The 18,896-nt window shown below is 56.7% G+C and carries 15 protein-coding genes; 2 read left to right on the top strand and 13 right to left on the bottom strand.

Annotation, left to right across the window (positions count from 1 at the left end; genetic code table 11):
- The first annotated feature begins 69 nt into the window (after positions 1–69).
- Both HDF08_RS21000 and HDF08_RS20995 read left to right on the top strand, forming a co-directional pair.
- Positions 70–465 (top strand): BlaI/MecI/CopY family transcriptional regulator, encoded by a 396-nt coding sequence (locus tag HDF08_RS21000; protein WP_179640588.1) that lies wholly within the window; start codon positions 70–72, stop codon positions 463–465.
- The gene (locus HDF08_RS20995; RefSeq protein ID WP_179640587.1) at positions 462–1,820 is read left to right on the top strand and encodes a M56 family metallopeptidase; all 1,359 of its coding nucleotides are present in this window, start codon (positions 462–464) and stop codon (positions 1,818–1,820) included. The genes HDF08_RS21000 and HDF08_RS20995 overlap by 4 nt, the downstream gene beginning before the upstream one ends.
- 365 nt (positions 1,821–2,185) lie before the next feature.
- Here HDF08_RS20995 and kdpC read toward each other — a convergent pair whose 3' ends face one another.
- The 13 genes from kdpC to HDF08_RS20930 form a co-directional block, all read right to left on the bottom strand.
- Entirely contained in the window at positions 2,186–2,758 is a 573-nt protein-coding gene (kdpC, locus tag HDF08_RS20990) for a potassium-transporting ATPase subunit KdpC (protein ID WP_179640586.1), read from the bottom strand.
- A gap of 9 nt (positions 2,759–2,767) precedes the next feature.
- Positions 2,768–4,807: a potassium-transporting ATPase subunit KdpB gene (gene kdpB, locus HDF08_RS20985; protein ID WP_179640585.1), complete on the bottom strand. Its 2,040-nt coding sequence runs from the start codon at positions 4,805–4,807 to the stop codon at positions 2,768–2,770.
- A gap of 20 nt (positions 4,808–4,827) precedes the next feature.
- Entirely contained in the window at positions 4,828–6,603 is a 1,776-nt protein-coding gene (kdpA, locus tag HDF08_RS20980) for a potassium-transporting ATPase subunit KdpA (RefSeq protein ID WP_179640584.1), read from the bottom strand.
- A 14-nt stretch (positions 6,604–6,617) separates the two neighbouring features.
- Positions 6,618–6,704, bottom strand: coding sequence for a K(+)-transporting ATPase subunit F (gene kdpF / locus HDF08_RS22295; protein ID WP_179640669.1), 87 nt, complete (start codon positions 6,702–6,704; stop codon positions 6,618–6,620).
- Between the two features lie 567 nt (positions 6,705–7,271).
- Complete coding sequence (locus HDF08_RS20970) at positions 7,272–8,129, bottom strand: DUF1003 domain-containing protein (protein ID WP_179640583.1); 858 nt, start codon at positions 8,127–8,129, stop codon at positions 7,272–7,274.
- 125 nt (positions 8,130–8,254) lie between these two features.
- Positions 8,255–9,613, bottom strand: a complete 1,359-nt coding sequence (locus HDF08_RS20965; protein ID WP_179640582.1) for a sensor histidine kinase — start codon at positions 9,611–9,613, stop codon at positions 8,255–8,257.
- Between the two features lie 46 nt (positions 9,614–9,659).
- Complete coding sequence (locus HDF08_RS20960; RefSeq protein WP_179640581.1) at positions 9,660–11,066, bottom strand: sigma-54-dependent transcriptional regulator; 1,407 nt, start codon at positions 11,064–11,066, stop codon at positions 9,660–9,662.
- A 17-nt stretch (positions 11,067–11,083) separates the two neighbouring features.
- A complete protein-coding gene (locus tag HDF08_RS20955; protein ID WP_179640668.1) occupies positions 11,084–12,940 on the bottom strand; it encodes a TolC family protein in 1,857 nt (618 codons plus the stop codon).
- A 50-nt stretch (positions 12,941–12,990) separates the two neighbouring features.
- Positions 12,991–13,698 (bottom strand): ABC transporter ATP-binding protein, encoded by a 708-nt coding sequence (locus HDF08_RS20950; protein WP_179640580.1) that lies wholly within the window; start codon positions 13,696–13,698, stop codon positions 12,991–12,993.
- Positions 13,699–13,755: 57 nt separating this feature from the next.
- Positions 13,756–16,299 (bottom strand): ABC transporter permease, encoded by a 2,544-nt coding sequence (locus HDF08_RS20945; RefSeq protein WP_257031313.1) that lies wholly within the window; start codon positions 16,297–16,299, stop codon positions 13,756–13,758.
- Positions 16,300–16,485: 186 nt separating this feature from the next.
- Positions 16,486–16,788, bottom strand: coding sequence for a hypothetical protein (locus HDF08_RS20940; protein WP_179640579.1), 303 nt, complete (start codon positions 16,786–16,788; stop codon positions 16,486–16,488).
- Positions 16,785–17,504: an ABC transporter ATP-binding protein gene (locus HDF08_RS20935; protein ID WP_179640578.1), complete on the bottom strand. Its 720-nt coding sequence runs from the start codon at positions 17,502–17,504 to the stop codon at positions 16,785–16,787. The genes HDF08_RS20940 and HDF08_RS20935 overlap by 4 nt, the downstream gene beginning before the upstream one ends.
- Positions 17,505–17,543: 39 nt before the next feature.
- Positions 17,544–18,803: an efflux RND transporter periplasmic adaptor subunit gene (locus HDF08_RS20930; protein ID WP_179640666.1), complete on the bottom strand. Its 1,260-nt coding sequence runs from the start codon at positions 18,801–18,803 to the stop codon at positions 17,544–17,546.
- Positions 18,804–18,896: the final 93 nt, after the last annotated feature.

The following is an 18,896-nucleotide window of genomic DNA, read 5'->3' as shown; positions in this document are numbered from 1 at the left end:
TCTCCTATACATATAGTTGACAAAATTGCATTCTCGTAATAATCTCCTATGGTTATAGGAGCTACGTCGATGCCCAAGCCAGCTAAGGTCCTGACTCCTCTAGAACGACGAATCATGCATGTGCTTTGGGATGACGGCGCGGGGAATGTCCAGAAGGTTCTGCAGGGGCTGAAAGGGGAGCCTCAACTCGCCTACACGACCGTACAGACCACGTTGAATGTCCTGCAACGGAAAGGAAGAGTGAAGAGGAAGCTCGTTGGGCGCGCTTTTGAGTACAGTGCCACCGTCACTCAAGAGGCAGCCGACTCCCACGCTATCAAGGACGTCTTACACAAAGTGTTTCAGGGCTCAGTGGATGACCTCCTCCTCTCTTTAGTACGGAGCAAGCACCTTAACGCCAAAAAACTTGCCGAATTGCAGGCCAAACTGGAAACAGTGAGGGGTGCCGAGGAGGAGGAGAAATGAGCGCGATTCGAGAGCTCGTATTCGACTGGTTGATCAATGCATCGGTACAAATTGGATTGTTTGCGATTTTGGCGGCCATACTCTCGCCATTGATCACGAAAGCCAAAGCGAAATATCAACATTGCTTTTATCTCGCGATATTCGCCCTCTGCCTGGCTGCTCCTGTCTTCAACACCCTCTGGCAAGCCCGTCCGAGTGTGGTTCCAGAGCAGCAGTCGATACAGGGGGCCGAACACACTGACCATCACCTCTGGGCTTGGAACATGCACTCCAAGGAGCATGAGTCTATCATTCTGGCACCTGGCGCGAAGATTGCGCTCCTCATTATCTGGCAGATGCTTTTTCTTTATCGGTTGATCCACTTTAGCCGCGGCATCTATCGAGTTCATTGCCTGCGCAGAAGCGCTTTGTTGATCTCTCTCAGCGAAAGCGGAATGACTGGCTCAATGATCGAGCCTCCGCACCGTGTTGTTCTTCTTGAATCGACAGCCATCGACGACCCGGTCACGGTGGGTGTGTTTCATCCAGCGATCATCTTGCCCAGCAAAGTGGTCCCGGTTCTTGAAGAGTCAGATCTCACGGCGATTCTTGCGCACGAATACGGTCACATTCGCAGGAACGATTTTCTAGTGCACCTTTTCTGCCAGTTGACCGCTCTGCCTGTGGCCTGGCACCCCGGTATTCAGTACCTGATGTCGAAGATTTCGCAGACGCGCGAGCTTGCCTGCGATGATTGCGCCGCTGTTTGCCTTGGAAAACGAATTTTGTACGCCCGCACACTCTTACGTCTGGCGTCCTTGTGCCTGCGAGTACCTCGTAGCAACGCAATGGGGCTGGGTATTTTCGATGGTGACAACCTGGAGGATCGCATCATGAAGCTGACTGAGAAGAGAACTTTGCTATCCCGCGCCGGCCTGATTGGGCTAGCTTTGACAACAAGCTTTCTGTTTGCCTCGAGCACAGTGCTCGCGCGCGCAGTGAGCCTGCAAGAAGTTTCTGCATCCAACGATCCCGCGCAGACGTTCGCCGGAACCTGGCATTGGATGTTCCATGGACGAAGTTTCTCCACGATGATCCTGACTCAGAACGGCTCAGGAATCACCGGAACTGTTACTCCATCGAGGATTGCACTGGGCGATGATGGAGAGTTGAGCAAGGCGGACCCCTCCGAAGACAGCACGCCGTCACAGATCAGCAAGACAAAGCTGGAGGGCAATGCGCTACGTGTCACGGTTAGGGATGAGAAGCAGCCCTTCGAGTTTATTGTGACCCTGAAGGACGCTACCCATGCGGAGATACATCCGATCGGTGCCCCACCAAATATGAAGCCAATCCAGGCTGAGAAGGTTAACTAGAAGCTCCGTGTTTCAATTTTGCGGGGGCCGTAGAGATAGAAGAAGCCTCCCCCAGCGCAGGAGCTTTAGCTTCGGAAAATCTTGTCAACCCCCAAATGACGAAAACCCGCGCCATTCCTGCACTTTCGCGTGGCGTATCAGTTATGCTCCATCCGCTATAATGGAATCAGGAAACAAACAGTGGCCCCGGCAAAAGCTGGGGCCTCTCGCTTTAATCGCATAACCCTTTTGTTTGCTCGTATCTGGACGTAACCCTTTTGTTTGGAAGTATTTGCGAGGAGATGGCGCTCGTAACTCTATGATAAGAAGGAATTTACACGCGGGCAATAGGAGGGGGGGCCCCCCCGTTCGGCACCCGCCAACGACTAGTTGGAGGCCGTCGCTCGATCGAGATCCAGGTTCAGCAGCAGCACATTCACCCGAGGCTCTCCGAGGAACCCAAGCTGACGCCCCTCGGTATGTTGTGCCACCAGACGTCGAACAGCATCCTCGCTCATGTGCCGCTCCCTCGCAATGCGAGCTACCTGAAACTCCGCACCCGCCGGCGTAATATGAGGATCAAGCCCCGATCCTGAAGCAGTGACGAGATCAATCGGCACGTTCGCTCCGGGATGATCGACCTGCGCCGCCGCGACACCCCCCGCTACCCGGTCGACCAGCTTCTTATTCGTCGGTGCAAGGTTCGATCCACTCGAGTTCGCAGCATCGTATCCATTGCCCGCCATGGAAGGCCGTGAGTGAAAGTACTGCGGAGCCGTAAACGACTGACCGATAAGACGTGAGCCGACCAGGTCTCCGTTCTTGTAAACGAGCTGCCCGTTAGCCTTGTCACGAAACAACACCTGCGCCAGTCCGGTCACAACAAACGGATAGATCAGACCAAACAGAACAGTAGTAACAACGGTGTAAAGCACAGCGGTGATCATATTGCGACGCATAAAGATTCCTCAGGCCAGGTGAATGGCAGTGATGATGATGTCGATGAGCTTGATACCAAGAAAAGGAGCAACAAGTCCGCCGAATCCGTAGATAAACAGATTGCGCTGCAACAACGCCTCCGCCGACATCGCCTTATAACCAACGCCCCTCAGCGCCAGCGGAATCAGCCCAACGATGATCAACGCGTTGAAGATAACCGCCGAGAGAATAGCCGACTGCGGAGTCTTCAGGTGCATAATATTCAGGGCACTCAACACCGGAAATGTAGCGGCAAACATTGCCGGAATAATCGCAAAGTACTTCGCAACGTCATTCGCGATCGAGAACGTCGTCAGCGCACCACGCGTCATCAGTAGTTGCTTTCCGATCTCCACAATCTCAATCAGCTTCGTCGGGTTCGAGTCGAGATCGACCATATTCCCCGCCTCCTTCGCCGCCTGCGTGCCCGTGTTCATCGCAACACCCACATCGGCTTGTGCCAGCGCAGGAGCATCGTTGGTTCCATCGCCCGTCATCGCAACCAGCTTGCCCTCAGCCTGCTCCCGGCGAATCAGGTCCATCTTGTCCTTCGGCTTAGCCTCCGCTAGAAAGTCGTCGACGCCGGCCTCACGCGCGATCGCCGCCGCGGTCAACGGATTATCCCCGGTAATCATGATCGTCCGAATCCCCATCGACCGAAGCTGCGCAAACCGCTCCTTCATCCCGCCCTTCACAATGTCCTTCAGATGGATCACGCCCAGCGCCTGACGATTCTCAGCCACCACCAGCGGCGTCCCCCCACTGCGAGCAACCGTCTCCACTGCCGCTCGGACCTCGTTCGGTAAACTTCCGCCATTCTCCTTCAAAAATGCAGCGATCGCATCGGTCGAACCCTTACGAATAATCCGCCCATCCATGTTCACGCCCGACATTCTCGTTACCGCGCTGAACGGCACAAACTCCGCCTGCAACTCGCTCAACTCACGTCCGCGAAGACCGTACAACTCCTTCGCCAGCACCACAATGCTGCGCCCTTCCGGCGTCTCATCCGGCAGCGACGACAACTGCGCCGCATCCGCAAGCTGATCCTTGCTCACTCCAGGCGCCGGAATAAACTCCGCAGCCTGACGATTGCCCAGCGTAATCGTCCCCGTCTTGTCCAGCAGAAGCGTATTCACATCACCAGCCGCCTCCACCGCGCGTCCAGACATCGCCAGCACATTATGCTGCACCAGCCGATCCATCCCAGCAATCCCAATCGCCGAAAGCAGCCCGCCAATCGTCGTTGGAATCAGACACACCAACAACGAGATCAGCACAAACACCGTCTGCGGGGCAGTCGAGTAGATCGCGATCGGCTGCAACGTCACCACAGCCAGCAGGAAGATGATCGTCAAGCCCGCAAGCAGGATATTCAGAGCGATCTCATTCGGAGTCTTCTGCCGCTCCGCGCCTTCCACCAGCGCAATCATGCGGTCCAGAAACGTCTCCCCTGGATTGGACGTAATCTTCACCTTGATCTGATCCGACAAGCACCGCGTTCCACCAGTCACGGCAGACCGATCGCCGCCAGCCTCACGAATCACCGGAGCAGACTCACCCGTGATCGCCGACTCATCCACCGAAGCAACGCCCTCGACCACTTCGCCATCACCGGGAATCATATTGCCGGCGATAATGACAACATGATCCCCCGCCCTGAGATCCGAGCTGGGGACCTCCTCAGTGCTTCCGTCCATGCGAAGCCGCACAGCAGTCGTCTCCGACTTCGCACGCCGTAGCGCGTCCGCCTGCGCCTTACCACGGCCCTCCGCCATCGCTTCAGCAAAGTTTGCGAACAGCACTGTGAACCAGAGCCACAAGGTAATCTGCAGGTCGAATTGAAACGAGCCGCGATGCGACAGACTATCGCGAAGCAGATAGATCGTAGTAATCACGCTGCCAATCTCAACAACGAACATCACCGGATTCTTCATCATCGTGCGCGGGCTCAGCTTGACTAACGCGTCGACCAGCGCGCGTCGTACGATCTTGCTGTCCCATAAGGAGCGTTTGCGAGTATTTGCCATGGTTATCTGTTTTCTCTGGACTAGAAGCTTTTGCCAGCGTGCATCATTAAGTGCTCAAGAATAGGACCGAGCGAGATAGCGGGAAAGAAAGTAAGCGCGCCAACGATAAGAACGACGCCCACCAAAAGCACAGTGAATAGCGGCGTATGCACAGGAAAAGTTCCGGGTGATGGAGGAACCAGCTTCTTCTTCGCCAAACTGCCCGCAATCGCCAGCATCGGAACGATCATCAGAAACCGGCCGATCAACATCGCTGCGGCCAGCGACAAGTTGTACCAATGCGTATTCGCGTTGATGCCTGCGAACCCAGAACCGTTGTTCCCCGTCGCTGAGGTGTAAGCGTAAAGAATTTGCGAAAGGCCATGAGGTCCAGGGTTGGTGATCGAAGAGAGCCCCAGTTGCGGCATCATCAATGACACCGCGGAAAATCCTAGGATCGACAACGGAAAGATCAGCACATACAGCATCGCCATCTTCACGTCATACGATTCGATCTTTTTCCCGAGATACTCAGGCGTCCGCCCAACCATCAGTCCGGCTATAAATACCGCCAGCACAACAAAGATCAACATCCCATAGAGCCCAGCTCCGACGCCCCCGAAGATCACCTCACCCAGCATGATGTTGACCATCGGAACCAGACCGCCGAGCGGCATGAAGGAATCGTGCATCGCGTTCACAGCGCCGCAGCTTGCATCCGTTGTCACTGTCGCAAACAAGGCAGAATTGGCGATGCCGAACCGTACTTCCTTGCCTTCCATATTGCCGCCGGCCTGAGCCGTCGAAACATGCTGGTCGACTAAGTGGAGGAGTGGATTCGTCTGCGCCTCCGCGTAGTACGCCACAAAGACACCAACAAAAAAGAGCGCAGCCATCGCAGCAAAGACTGCCCAGCCATGCTTCGGTGCTCGCGTCATTCGACCCAGCGTGACTGTCAACCCAGCGGGTATCAGGAAGATCGAAAACATCTGCATCAAATTAGAGAAGGGCGTTGGATTCTCGAACGGATGTGCGCTGTTCGTATTGAAGAACCCGCCACCATTTGTCCCAAGCATCTTGATCGCTTCCTGTGAAGCAACCGGACCCTGCGCAATGCTCTGCGTCGTCACAGTCTGTGTCGTCGTCTTGCCGTCAGAGCCTGTCACAGTTGTCGTCTGCGCCTGCACGAGCTTTGCCTGATCATAGGGACGAAAGTTCTGCACTACGCCTTGCGAGACCAGCAGAAGCGAATAGATCAGACAGCCCGGAAGCAAAACCCACAACGACGCGCGCGTTGCATCAACCCAAAAATTTCCCAAAGTCTTCGATTCGCGCCGTGAAATGCCCCGGATCAGCGCAACCGCCAACGCCATTCCGACAGCCGCGGAGAAAAAGTTGTGGTAAGCAAGGGTGAGCATCTGGGTGAGATAGCTCATCGTCGTCTCAGGCACATAGGACTGCCAATTGGTATTCGTCGTAAAAGACGCCGCCGTATTCAACGCAAGATCAGGCGCCACAGCTGCGAGGTGTTGAGGATTGAGGGGAAGCCACTGCTGCAGCCGCTCTATCGCATACGTTGCCAGCATAGAGACCAGACTGAAGAGCAGCATGACAACCGCATACTCGGTCCAGGCCATCTCACGCGTTTCGTCGATACCCGTCAGGCGATAGACGAGTCGCTCCAGCGGACGAAAGATAACATCCGCCCAAGTGTGTTCGTGCTCGAAGACACGAGCCATGTACACACCCAATGGCTTTGCACATACCAATACCAATGAGAAAAAGAAGAAAACCTGAAACCAGCCGTTCGCTGTCATAATGACTACTTCCTCTAAAACTTTTCGGGGCGCAGCAGCGCGTAAACCAGATAGATCAATAACAGCACGGTTACCAGGCCAAGCAGCGTTGTCTCGATCATCCCTGCTTCTCCTTCATCCCCAACCGTTCACATCCCGTCGTATAGCCAATCGCAATCAGAAAAAACAAGACACTGGCAGCGACACATCCCAAATCCCACATAGTCCTGCCTCCAACTGAAGCTATTGCATGCAAATTCGTCGCAGGAGATCGATCACGTCTCAGCACGCCATGAAGGTTTCCGAGCTCCCGCGTCAATCACCATTCAAGCAGTCGGCACATAAAGAAGACGTAGAAAGGCCATAAAGAAGTCATATGCGCCGTAAGGGCGACAAGGAGGGCCTCAGACTGCATCTCTTCGCGGTTTAAATTTGATCTGCCATCACCCATTCAGCACGAGTCGTACCAGCAGATAAAGAGATCCGCTGCGAACTGAAGCACAGTTAGCTCGACATGTTGATTGCTGCAATGGAATGGGCTAAAGTGCGTGGATTTGCGCGAGCGAAGGCCCCTGCACGAAGACTGCACCTTATGCTCTCCTCCAGCAGATCTCCACCAGACCGATTCGGAACAGAGCCTTAATACGTCGAGAGCCCATGCAATCGAAATTCGCCATCTATCCCTGCTGCTATCTTCCAGGCAGGTGTTCCTTCAGCTTCAAGTGCTCCCGCAAAAGATCGTCAACGTCGCCGATCTTCTCCGTCAGCATATTCAGTTTGCCCGACAGGTTTTGAATCTCGGACTCAGCACGAAGATTCACATCGTAGTCCAACTCACCGCGAACCCGGTCTTTCGTGTCCTGACGATTCTGACTCATCATAATCACTGGAGCCTGGATGGCGGCCAGCATTGACAGAAACAGATTGAGCAAAATAAACGGATAGGGATCCCATGCTCTGCCTCTTAGAACGATGTTCGCCGCAGCATAAACCAGGAGCACAGCTCCAAATAAGATGATAAACGTCCATGATCCACCGAATCGTGCGACCGTGTCGGCTATGCGGTCCCCAAAACTCATCTCCTCTTCGATCACATCATTCGAGTTGCGATTGGCTCGAAGCCGCACCAACTCCTGGGACGCATGAAATTGGCGGCTCACTACTGTCAGCATGTCCATCCCCGCCATAGGCTTCTGCTGCAGCAGCGCGGCGATATCGTCACGACTCACCTCAACGCAGGTCGTCTCTTCGATCGCCAATGCCGTCGTCTGGTGGGGCGTATCCTCCAGCATCGAAGCAAAGCCGAAGAACTCGCCATCATGCGGCTCATCCACCAGCACCTCCTGGTGATCGCGATCCACCGTCGTCACCCGCACCACGCCAGACATCATCACATAAGCATGTTTTCCAGGTTCGCCCAGCTTGTAGATGCGTTGGCGTGCTGCAAACTTTTTGATCTCCACCTGTGCAGCCAGCACCCCTATCTCCTCCTCGTCGAGCAGCGCAAATAGAGGAATCTGTCTCAGCTCTTCCACCTTACAAGCCATCCTTCACCTCGTTCTAATCCTGTGCTATTTTGCACGGCGAACGAGCTTTTGGCATACCTTCTTTCCTTCCACCATCGTTAAAAGAGCAATACAGCACCTCCAGGAGCAGGGAACCTCGACCAGCGTCATCCGGCAAGCGGCAACCGAAGGTCGGCCCTGCACCCCGTGTGACCGTCGGTACGGTTAGCCAACTGCACCGATCCCCGATGCGCCTGTGCAATCTGTTGCGCGAGAACCAGACCGATCCCTGTCCCCCCTGGCTTCGTTGTATAAAACGGAACAAACAGATTGCCCGCGTTCGTCAGCCCAGGACCATTGTCCACCACCCCAATCACAACCTCCGAACCAACCGTCGCCCAGACGATCTTGACATGGGGATCGCCTCCACCAGCATGATCTGGACTAAGCGCAGCATCGGCTGCGTTGCGAACCAGATTAATCAGCGCCTGTTCGATATGATCGGCATCCACCTGCACGACAACCTCTGCCGCACTTTCCACCGTCACTGCAACTCGCCTCTCCAGTAATGCCGCCCTCTGCGCCAAAGTCGCCACAGAGACCGGGGCCAGCCGCGGTGCCGGCAGGCCCATCAACTGACGGTACGCCTGCAGAAACCGGTTCAGCGACTCGGAGCGATTCTCGATAACCTCGAGGCCCCTCTCAAAATCAGCACTCTCGCCAGATGCACTCCCCAAAGCCGCAAGACGGCCACGCAGACTCCCCGCAATCGACTTGATAGGCGTCAGCGAATTATTGATCTCGTGTCCCAGCACCCGAATCAACCTCTCCCACGCAATCCGCTCCTCCTCCCGCAAAGCAGCGCTCACATCCGACAGCACAAACAACGTATGCGGCACGCCGCGCAGCCGGAAGCCAGTCCTCTTCACCACCCATCGCACCGACTGTTGCCCGCTACCCAGCGACATGACCTCTTCGTCCGCTACATCAAGCAGCTGGTCCAACTTCAACCCCACAGCCGAGTGACCGAGCGCCGTCTGAACCTGCAACCCAAACGCATGCTCCCCTGCGGCGTTCAGCAACTTCAATCGACCCTCGGGATCAAACGCGAGCACCGGCGACTGCATTGACTCCATAACGCGTTCCACCAACGCCATTGCTTCTAACGCGCTTGCACGTTGCCCCTGCAGCATTCCCGCGAGACGATTGATCTCAAGCGCCAAATCCCCCATAGCGTCGTTTCTCTGCCCTCCGCGAGCCCGGAAAGAAAAGTCGTCCTCGCGCAACGCAGCCACGACGTTCGCCAGCGTCTGCAGCGGACGAACAATCTGCTCCATTAAAACGGAGACCGCAAAGATCCATCCCAGCGCAAGACTCAGCAGAACGATACTTTGCAGAAGAACATCCACCGAATGATGCCGCAACGGAAGCCAGCACAACACCAGCATCGGCAGCCCGGGAAGGCAAAGCCAAAGGCGCAATCGCTTCTCGAAGCTCACTCGCCGCCCCGATCGCCCCAGCGGCATGCGGGTCAGCCTCGAGTTGCCGCTGGATCTCTTCCCGTCTGGATCTTCAGAGACCATACTTTTCGATACGGCGATAAAGCGCTCCCCTGCTCAATCCAAGCGCATCGGCCGCATGGCTCACATTACCACCTGCGCGGGCAAGCGCCTTGCGAATCAGAATTGCCTCAACCGCCTCAAGGCTCATATCATCCATGCTCTGCGCCGAGCCCCGCTGTTGCGTATTCAGTCCTAGATCCGCGGGCTCAATCAGCGTCCCCCGAGCCATCAAGACCGCCCGTTCAATCGTGTGATCCAACTCGCGCACGTTGCCGGGCCACCCATACTGCAACATCATCTGAAGCGTGGCTGGCTCCAGACCCTGAATCTGCCTTCGATATCGTTCAGCGTATCGCGCCATAAAGTGCCCCGCCAACGCCGGAATATCCTCACGCCGCTCCCGCAACGGCGGCAGACTAATCTCGACCGTGTTCAACCGAAACAACAGATCCTCCCGAAAGCGTCCAGCCGCACACTCCGCTCGTAGATCCGCATTAGTCGCAGAAAGCATCCGCACATCCACCTTCTGCGTCTTCGAAGAGCCCACCCGTTCCAGTTCACCGGTCTCAAGCACGCGCAACAACTTCGCCTGCTGCCGCACCGGAATATTCGCAATCTCATCAAGAAAAAGCGTCCCGCCGCTCGCCAATTCGAATCGCCCGATGCGGTCCGTTCGAGCATCGGTGAAAGCCCCTCTCACATGGCCGAACAACTCGCTCTCGAAGGTTCCCTCAGGCAGCGCCCCTGTATTCACCGCCACCAGCGTTCGCTCTGCACGCGAGGACAAGCGATGCAGCGTCTGTGCCACAACCTCCTTCCCCGTGCCATGCTCCCCAGTTATCAACACGTTTGCGTCCGACGGACCGACCCGCGCCATCGTCTCCAGCACTGGCCTCATCGAAGCCGCCGCAGCGATGAAGTCCGGCGCCCCGGGAGCACGCAGAATGCGATTCTCCGCCTCGAGCCACCGCATTTTTTTCTGACTCCGGTGCAACTCCATCTGCGTCCGCAAAATACTCAGCAACCGCGCATTCTCCCACGGCTTCTGAATGAAGTCTCCCGCGCCGCGCCGCATCGCCTCCACCGCAAGATCGATATTGCCCCACGCCGTCATCACAACTACCGGCAGCTGCGCATCGATCTCCTTCACCCGCGTCACGAGATCCAAACCCTCCTGGCCCGAGGTCGTATCCCGCGTGTAGTTCAGATCGATCAACACGCCGTCGAAGCTCTCATGCGCAAGCGCGTCCAGCACCAGCGCAGGCGTTCGCACCATCTCCAACTGGTACCCCTCCGGCTTCAGCAGCAGCCGCAGCGCCTCCAGAATATGTGGCTGGTCATCTGCAATCAGGAGCCTGCACGACGCCTCCGCATCTTCCGCACCCGACTCCTTCTTATCCATCCGCTCCGCCAACATGATGTCCTGCTCCTGCGCTACTGCCCACTCGGGGCTATACCCGTCTTCGCCGATTCTATCGAAATATCATTTGCTTCTAATGTCGAGCCGACGGCGCGATCCACTTCAATCTTAGCCTTTTGATACGCTGTCATCGCCGCGACCAGTGTAGACTCCGCCGCTGCCAGATCGCGCCGCGCCGTGAGAGTCTGATAGTTTGACCCCGCACCCAGCTCTTGCTCTTTGGCGGTGATGTCGAAGGTCTTCTGTGCCAGATCGCGTCCTTTGCGCGCCGAAACTACCCGCGCCTCACTCTGCTCCAGCGCATATTGCGCGTTTCGAACTTCAATCCGAATCTGCTTCTTCAACTGCTGCAACCTCAGCTCCGACTGCCTCGTCTCCAGCTCCGCGCGATACTGGTCCGACTTCGCCACTCGATTTCGCAGAGGAATATTAACCGTCAGCCCGACATAATAGTCAGGAGCGCTGTTATTAAAAGCCGTCTGCACCGCTCCGCCAAAGTCAAGGGGCTTAGTTGAGATCGTGCCCGACGCAGGATTTTGCAACCCAGCCAGACCCGAGCCGCCGTAGTAGGCAGTCAATGCAACCGTAGGCAGCAAAGCGTTACGCGCCGCATCCCGGCTCAGTCGTCTGTTCTCAAGATCAATATCAGACTCCCCCAACTCCAGCCGATCCTTCAGCGCCCGCGCCGCCATATCTTCCGTCGGTCCCTGCGGAGTCGTGTCCGCCATCGCGCTCTGATCGGTCGGCCGCACCGGCATCGCCTCCAGAATCGGATCGTCCAGATTCTTCGTCAGCGCATTCTTGATCAGCAACTCCTGAAACTGCAATGTCGTCTTCGCAATCGTCAAATCCTGCTCTCGACTAGCCTCTTCCGCTTCATCCTTCATCACATCCATCGCAGGAATCGCTTGCAGCGCCAGCTGCTTGCGCCCACTCTCCAGCGCCTGGCGGGCAAACTCAAGCGAGCGGCTCTTGACGCCTTCATCTTCGTACGCGGCCACCAGATCCCAGTACATATTCGCAATCTGGGTCACCGTCGTCACGACTTGCAACTTGAACGCCTCATCCGAAATCCGCTGATTGTTTTTGGCGATCCGCAAAAACCGCAGGTTCGGCCCAAGTCCAAAGCCCGCAAGCAGCTGCTGCTGAATCGCAAAGTGGTAGTAAGAGTTCAGGTTAGGATTGAGAAAGCTCTCCGGACTGTTCGTCGTTCCGCGACTATTATCGAAGACCGCCGAGATTGAAGTCCCCGTAGGAAAAGCCTGAGCATACCCAACATTTCCCGTCGTCGTATTCTGCTGGAGCTGCGGAACTCCATACACGATCGTATTCGACAACGGCTGCGCATAATGCTCGATACTAAACGTTCCCGTGATCGCAGGATCATACGAGGAGACGTTCGTACCCGCACCAAGCGTCGACGAGACAAGGCCCGATGCACCCGAGCCAGCACCACCAGCGCCTCCCGAGGTGCCACCAGCGCCAGCCCCACTCGAGCCTGAGCCAAAGCCACCTACACCGCCTCCCGGAGTATTCTGCACCACCCCCGTGTTGACTCCGCGAAACGATCCGCCCGCCTGCGTGCGCAAAACGTCCGCAGCAGCAATTGGAATGTTGTATCGAGCAATCGCAAGGTCAAGATTGTTCTCCAGAGCCAGTGAGATCGCATCCTTCAAACTCAGCTCAAGAACTCCGTCCTTCACCAGCGCGTCGATCCGTGGCGAGTTCGCCAGATTCGGCTTCGGCACCAGGGAAGCCCGGTACGTATTCAGCGGGTTATCAGAGTGCGGAATATCCAGCCGCAACGCAGGTTGCGCCGGCGCTGGGGTCTGGGCCACAGTAGCCTGTTGCACCTGCGCCAGCAAAGGCATCTCCAGCAACACAACCAGGCCGAAGCACCGCAGCAGTGAAGAACTTCCTCTCACGCCCGTACCCCCGTTCCTTCAGCCGCTACAAGTCCCGCCGTATCTCTAGAGAGCCATCCATCTCGCAACTCAATCGTCCGCGAGCCATACTCTGCGTTTGTCTCCGAATGCGTCACCTGCACCACTGTCGTTCCCTCTTCATTCAATCTGCGAAACAACTGCATAATCTCCTTGGCCTGCTCCGAGTGCAGATTCCCCGTCGGCTCATCGGCCAGTAAAAGATCCGGCTTGTGAATCACTGCTCGCGCAATGCCCACCAACTGCTGTTGCCCGCCAGAGAGCTGGTTCGGAAACAGATCCTTCTTCCCCACAATGTTGAAGCGGTCCAAAGTATCCGCAACGAGTGCCTGCCGCTCCAACTTCGGAATGTCTTTGTAAGACAGCGGCAGATCGATATTCTCCGCCACCGTCAGATCATCCAGCAGGTGATAGCTCTGAAACACCATCCCAATTCGTCGCCGTGCCAGTTCGGCCCTCTGTTTGCGATTCATCGCATGAACAGCATCGCCTGCAAAGTAAAACTCTCCCCTCCATTGATCGTCCAGCATCGCCAACACATTCAACAGCGAAGACTTGCCCGCTCCAGACGGACCCATCACGGTTACAAATTCACCTTCTCGGATGGTGAGATTGATTCGTCGCAGAACCCACGTCTCGGTGTGACCCGTCTTATAACTACGCTCCAGCTGTTTCAACTCAATCATTCTTTGCTCCATCGACAAACTTCTGTTGGCTCAAATCGCGATAGTCGCGTCTCTCTGTTACTCCGTCCTCAACGCTTTGACCGGATCAGTCGAAGCCGCACGCCGCGCCGGGATAAGCCCCGCAACGCATGCAGAAACGATCAGCACTAAAACCGCTCCCGCAAGGACCAGAGGATCCTGCCCGCCCGTTCCATACAGTTGCGTCTTCAAAAAGCGCACGCACAACAACGCAACAGGCAATCCGATGGCAAGCCCAATCCCGGCCTGCAACATGGCCTCACGCAACACCATGCTCACCACGCTGCCGCGTCCAGCGCCTAGTGCCATCCGTATCCCAATCTCAGGCGTTCGCCGCGCAACCGTATAAGCCGTCACACCATACAGACCGACCGAAGCCAGCACCAGCGCTAACACGCCAAACAGCAGCGTCAGCCGCGCAATCAACTTATCCTGATTAAACTGGCCCTCAATCTGACCGCCGAAGGTATTGAAGTTAACCACGGTCAGATTCGGATTGATATTCGCAAGTGTCCGTCGCACCTGCGCCTCCAATCCCTCCGAAGGGCCACGCATCTGCAGCATGATCGCCCCTGCGAAGAGCGACCTCACATCCTGATTGTCAGACAGTGGAGCATGTTGCAAAAACGGCCGAAAATACATAGGCCGAACAGCCTCACGCGGATCCACATACTTCACATCTGACACCACGCCGACAATCTCTATCTCCCCCGCACTCTTCACACCGTCCAAGCCGAAGTGAATGCCAATCGGGTCTTCCCCATTCGGAAAGAACTTCTTCACGAACGTCTCATTCACAACGGCCACCATCGGCGAAGTCCCGGTATCTTGATCAGTAATTCCGCGCCCACGCAAAACCTGTTGCCCGATCACCTGGAAGAAATCCGGCGTCACACGGTCCCACGATGCGCCAACGTGATCGTTCCGTCCAGGCTCAGGACGTCCCTGTATCGTTACACCCTCGCCCCAGTTATCTCCTTCAAGCGGAGTGTAAAGCGACAACCCCACCCGTTCGACTCCCGGCAACGCCCGGAAGCGTTCCTGTATCTCTCCATAGAGAGCCTGCAACTGATCCGGTTTATAACCCGCATTATCCGGACTGATATGGATTACCACGCGATTCTCTGTCTGCAATCCAAAATTTTGATGCTCGAGCTTATTCAGACTTCTCGTCAACAGACCAGCGCCCACAAGCAACACCAGCGACAACGCAGCCTGCGTCACCACCAGCGACCGCTGCAGCAGAGAAGCGCTGTCCCTCGTCGACCGGTTCGCGCCGCGAAGAGATTCCGCAGGCTCCGAGTGAGAGGTAATCCATGCCGGCGCAATCCCAAAGATCAACCCAGTCAACAGCGACAAGCCAAATGCAAATCCCAGCATCGGCAGCGAGGGACTCGCATGAATCGGCAGACCCGGTGAATCAGGAAACGCCAGCGCCAACAGCATCCGCGTCCCTGCATACGACACAACAAGTCCAGCCACACCTCCCAGGCACGCCAGCACCACACTCTCGGTCAGCATCTGGCGAATGATTCTCTTTCGCGCCGCACCAAGCGCCATCCGAATCGAGGTCTCAGCCCGGCGCGCCATTCCACGCACCAGAACCAAATTCGCAATATTCGCACAGGCAATCAGCAGCACCAATCCGGAGATCCCCATCAGAAGCTCCAATCCGCTTCTGTACTCCGTCTGCATATTCGCAATCCCCACTCCACCTGGCGTCAAAACCAGGTGCGTCTTCGGCAGAGCCTTCTTTCCGTCCGCGTTCTGATAGGACTTTAGCGGAACCAGCCAGTCACGCAACATCCCGCTCATCTTCTCTTGCAGTGGTCCCATCTGCGTACCAGGCTTAACGCGGCCAAGGACATAGAGCCAGCTAATCTCGGGACGATTCAGCAACGCACCCGGATCGAGAATCGGATCCATCGCCAATGGAAGATAAAAATCAGGCGGCGTATCAGTCATCCGATCGCCGTAAAAAGATGGTGGCGTAACTCCCACCACCGTCACAGGATGCGTATTCAATTGGAAGGTGCTGCCCACCACGGACGGATCCATAGCATAATCACGCTGCCATGCCCTGTAGCTCAACACCGCAGCCATCGGCGCTCCCGGCACATCGTCGGACGGCAGCAAAAGCCGCCCTACAAAAGGCCGCAGGCCAAAAGTTTGAAAGTAGTTCCCCGAGACCAACTCACCGGAGGAGGCCTTCGACAAGTTGCTGCCCGATCCCCGCTGTGCTGTGAGGGTACCCTGACCTACACCCGCCTGCATCGCCGCCAGTTGCTCAAACTCAGGCGTACTATCACGCAGGTGTTTATACGAATCGTAGGAAAATACAGAGTAGTCTTCGTTCTCGGGCCGTCCTCCCATCACGCAGCAATCATCTTTATCGCCCAGACGCACCAGCGCCTTCGGATCGCTAACGGGAAGATTCTGCAGCAGCACCGCATGCACCAGCGTAAAGATCGCGGAGTTCGCGCCGATCCCAAGGGCAAGCGTCAGAACTGCTGTCAAAGTAAATCCCGGCGCCTTTCGCAACTGTCGCAGCGCATACTTCACATCCTGCATGATCCCGCTCATCCTTGCTCCATTCCATTGCGCACATTAAATCGGCGACTCGCAGTCAGCGCCTTCGTTGTCGCACCGCCTTGATGACCAGAAACCAACCTGCCCGAAGCCGCGAAATAGCTCATCGAGTAAAGCTCTGCAACTCACAGCAGCGGTACGCCAAACACGCGCTCCGACCTCGCCACTCCAGCCCTCTTGCTAAAGGCTCTCAACCCAGTCGCTCGCCGCACACACTCTACGCTGCGCCTGTCCAATCGCCTTCACGGTCGAAACCACTGTCCGCACTACCTTCCACTCCGTCTGCGCCGCGGCTCGCAGCGTCGTCCTCTGGCATACCGGCTGCCTCGCTGTCCGCACACTCGCCACCAGGCCTAGAGCAGCAACGTTCAACGCAATGCCAAGCAGAACCACCGGCACCACGTTAGCCGCCGTTCCCGACATTCCAACCGCCCCGCACATCTGCTTGAGAAACAGCCTCATGTCCTCGATCAGCGCCATCATCCCTCTACCTCCGCTAACAGCCGATTCAGCTCACCCTCCGCCACTACCTTGCCGTCAAACAGGTGCACCTGCCGCTCCGCATGTGCTGCGAACCGCGGATCGTGCGTCACCATACAAATCGTCGCGCCCTCTGCATGAAGCTCCTGCAACAGCTTCATCACAGCCTCGCCATTCTTCGAATCAAGATTTCCTGTAGGCTCGTCAGCCAGCAGAATCGATGGTGAACCCGCCAAAGCTCTAGCCACCGCCACCCTCTGCTGCTGACCACCCGAGAGCTGCGCCGGATAGTGCCGCATCCGGTGCGCCATGTTCACGCGCTCAAGCGACTCCTGCACTCTCTTCTTCCGCTCCGTCGCCGGCATTCCCGCACGGTAGGTCAACGGCAGCTCCACATTCTCCGCAACCGTCAGGTCCCCAATCAGATTAAAGCTCTGAAAGATAAACCCGATCTCCTGGTTCCGAATCCGCGAGCGATCCGCAAAGTTCAGGTTGGCAACTTCCTTGCCATTCAACGTATACCGTCCGCCAGTCGGCGTATCCAGCAACCCGATGATCGACAGCAGCGTAGATTTCCCGCACCCCGACGGCCCGGACATCGCCACATACTCCCCGCGATTGATATTCAAATGCACGCCCGACAGCGCATGCGTCTCAATCTCGTCCGTATAAAAGATCTTCTTCAAGTCCTCAATCTGAATCATCGTGTCCATCGCCATTCCTGCTCTCCTTTATCCCGGCCGTCGCCTGGGCTCTGTCTAATTCAAGCGAATCCGATCCGTGTTATCCCACCGGCTCATGTCCGACAGAATCACCGTATCGCCATCCTGCAACCCTTCCAGCACCTGAATGCTGTTTACCGAGGCCCGTCCAACTTTCACAGGAACCCTTACCGCCGTCTTCCCGTCCGGTCCCAGCTTGAACAAACTGATCGTGCTGTTCTCATTCCCAAACGCCGGACGTCCCACATACAGCACGTCCGTCATCCGATCCAGGTCGATCGTTCCGTCAACACTCAAGTCCGGTCGAGCGCCCTGCGGCAGAGCGCCAGCAAGCTCTACGTCAACCGTCACCGTTCCGTTCAATACCCCCGGATCAATTCGCATCACCTTGCCGTTGATCACGCCGTTATGCGTATCCACCTCAGCCGGCTGCCCAATCTGAATATCGCGCGCCTGCGTCTCCGCAATCTTCAAACTCGCCTTCAACTGGTCCGGCTGCACCACCTTTGCCAGCGTCGTTCCCGGAGCGACATGCTCGCCCACCTGGTGCGGCAACTCCACCAGCACACCGCTGATCCCCGCCCGCACGCTCAACGCATCCAGCTGCTTCTGCTTCAACCCAAGCAGTGCCTTCGCCTGATCCACCTTGGTCTGCTGCACTGCAAGCTGCGTCTCAATCGCCTTCTCATTCAACGTAAGCCGCTGCTTCTCAAGATCGTTCCGCGTCGTCAGCTCATCGGCCTTGCCCTTCGACGCGCTGTAGGTCAACCCGCTGATCACGCCCAGGTCAAACAACGACTTATCCGTCTGCGCCTGCAGCTGAGCCTGATTATGATCCGCTCCCACCGTCGCCGCCGCGGCCTTCTGGTCCATCAGATCGCTCTGCACCTTCGCCCGCGTATTGATGTAGTCCGCCTCTGCGCCCTTCATCTGCAGCTGCGCGTCCAGCAACTCCTGCTGCAGCTGCGGATCGACCAGGTCCATCAGAATCGTGTCCGGCTCAACCTTTGCGCCTGGCAGCACCCGAATCCGCACCACCGTCGCCTCGGTCTCCGAGGGAATCAGTCGAATCTTGTCTTCCCGCGGAACCAGCGAACCCGGCCCACGCACCTGCCGCAGCAGCGGCCCACGCTTCACCGTGTCGGTCCACACGGTAGCCCGATCGACCTCAGGCGCCGCAGGCTTCAACCGCGTCACAAAAAAACCAATCGCCGCAAGCACCACCACGGCGCAGCCACCCGCGATCCACTGCCGACGCATCTTCTTCTGCTTTATATCTGGTCTGGAGATATCCATTGCGCCGAGTCTAAGTGCAACCGCAAGGCCATTCTTCATCAAATGCTTTCAATCACTTAGAACGAACCGCGCAACGCCCCTCGTCCGCAATCG

The sequence above is a fragment of the Tunturiibacter empetritectus genome, from assembly GCF_013410875.1.
Lineage (GTDB): Bacteria > Acidobacteriota > Terriglobia > Terriglobales > Acidobacteriaceae > Edaphobacter > Edaphobacter empetritectus.
This window is presented reverse-complemented; position numbering and strand designations above follow the sequence as displayed.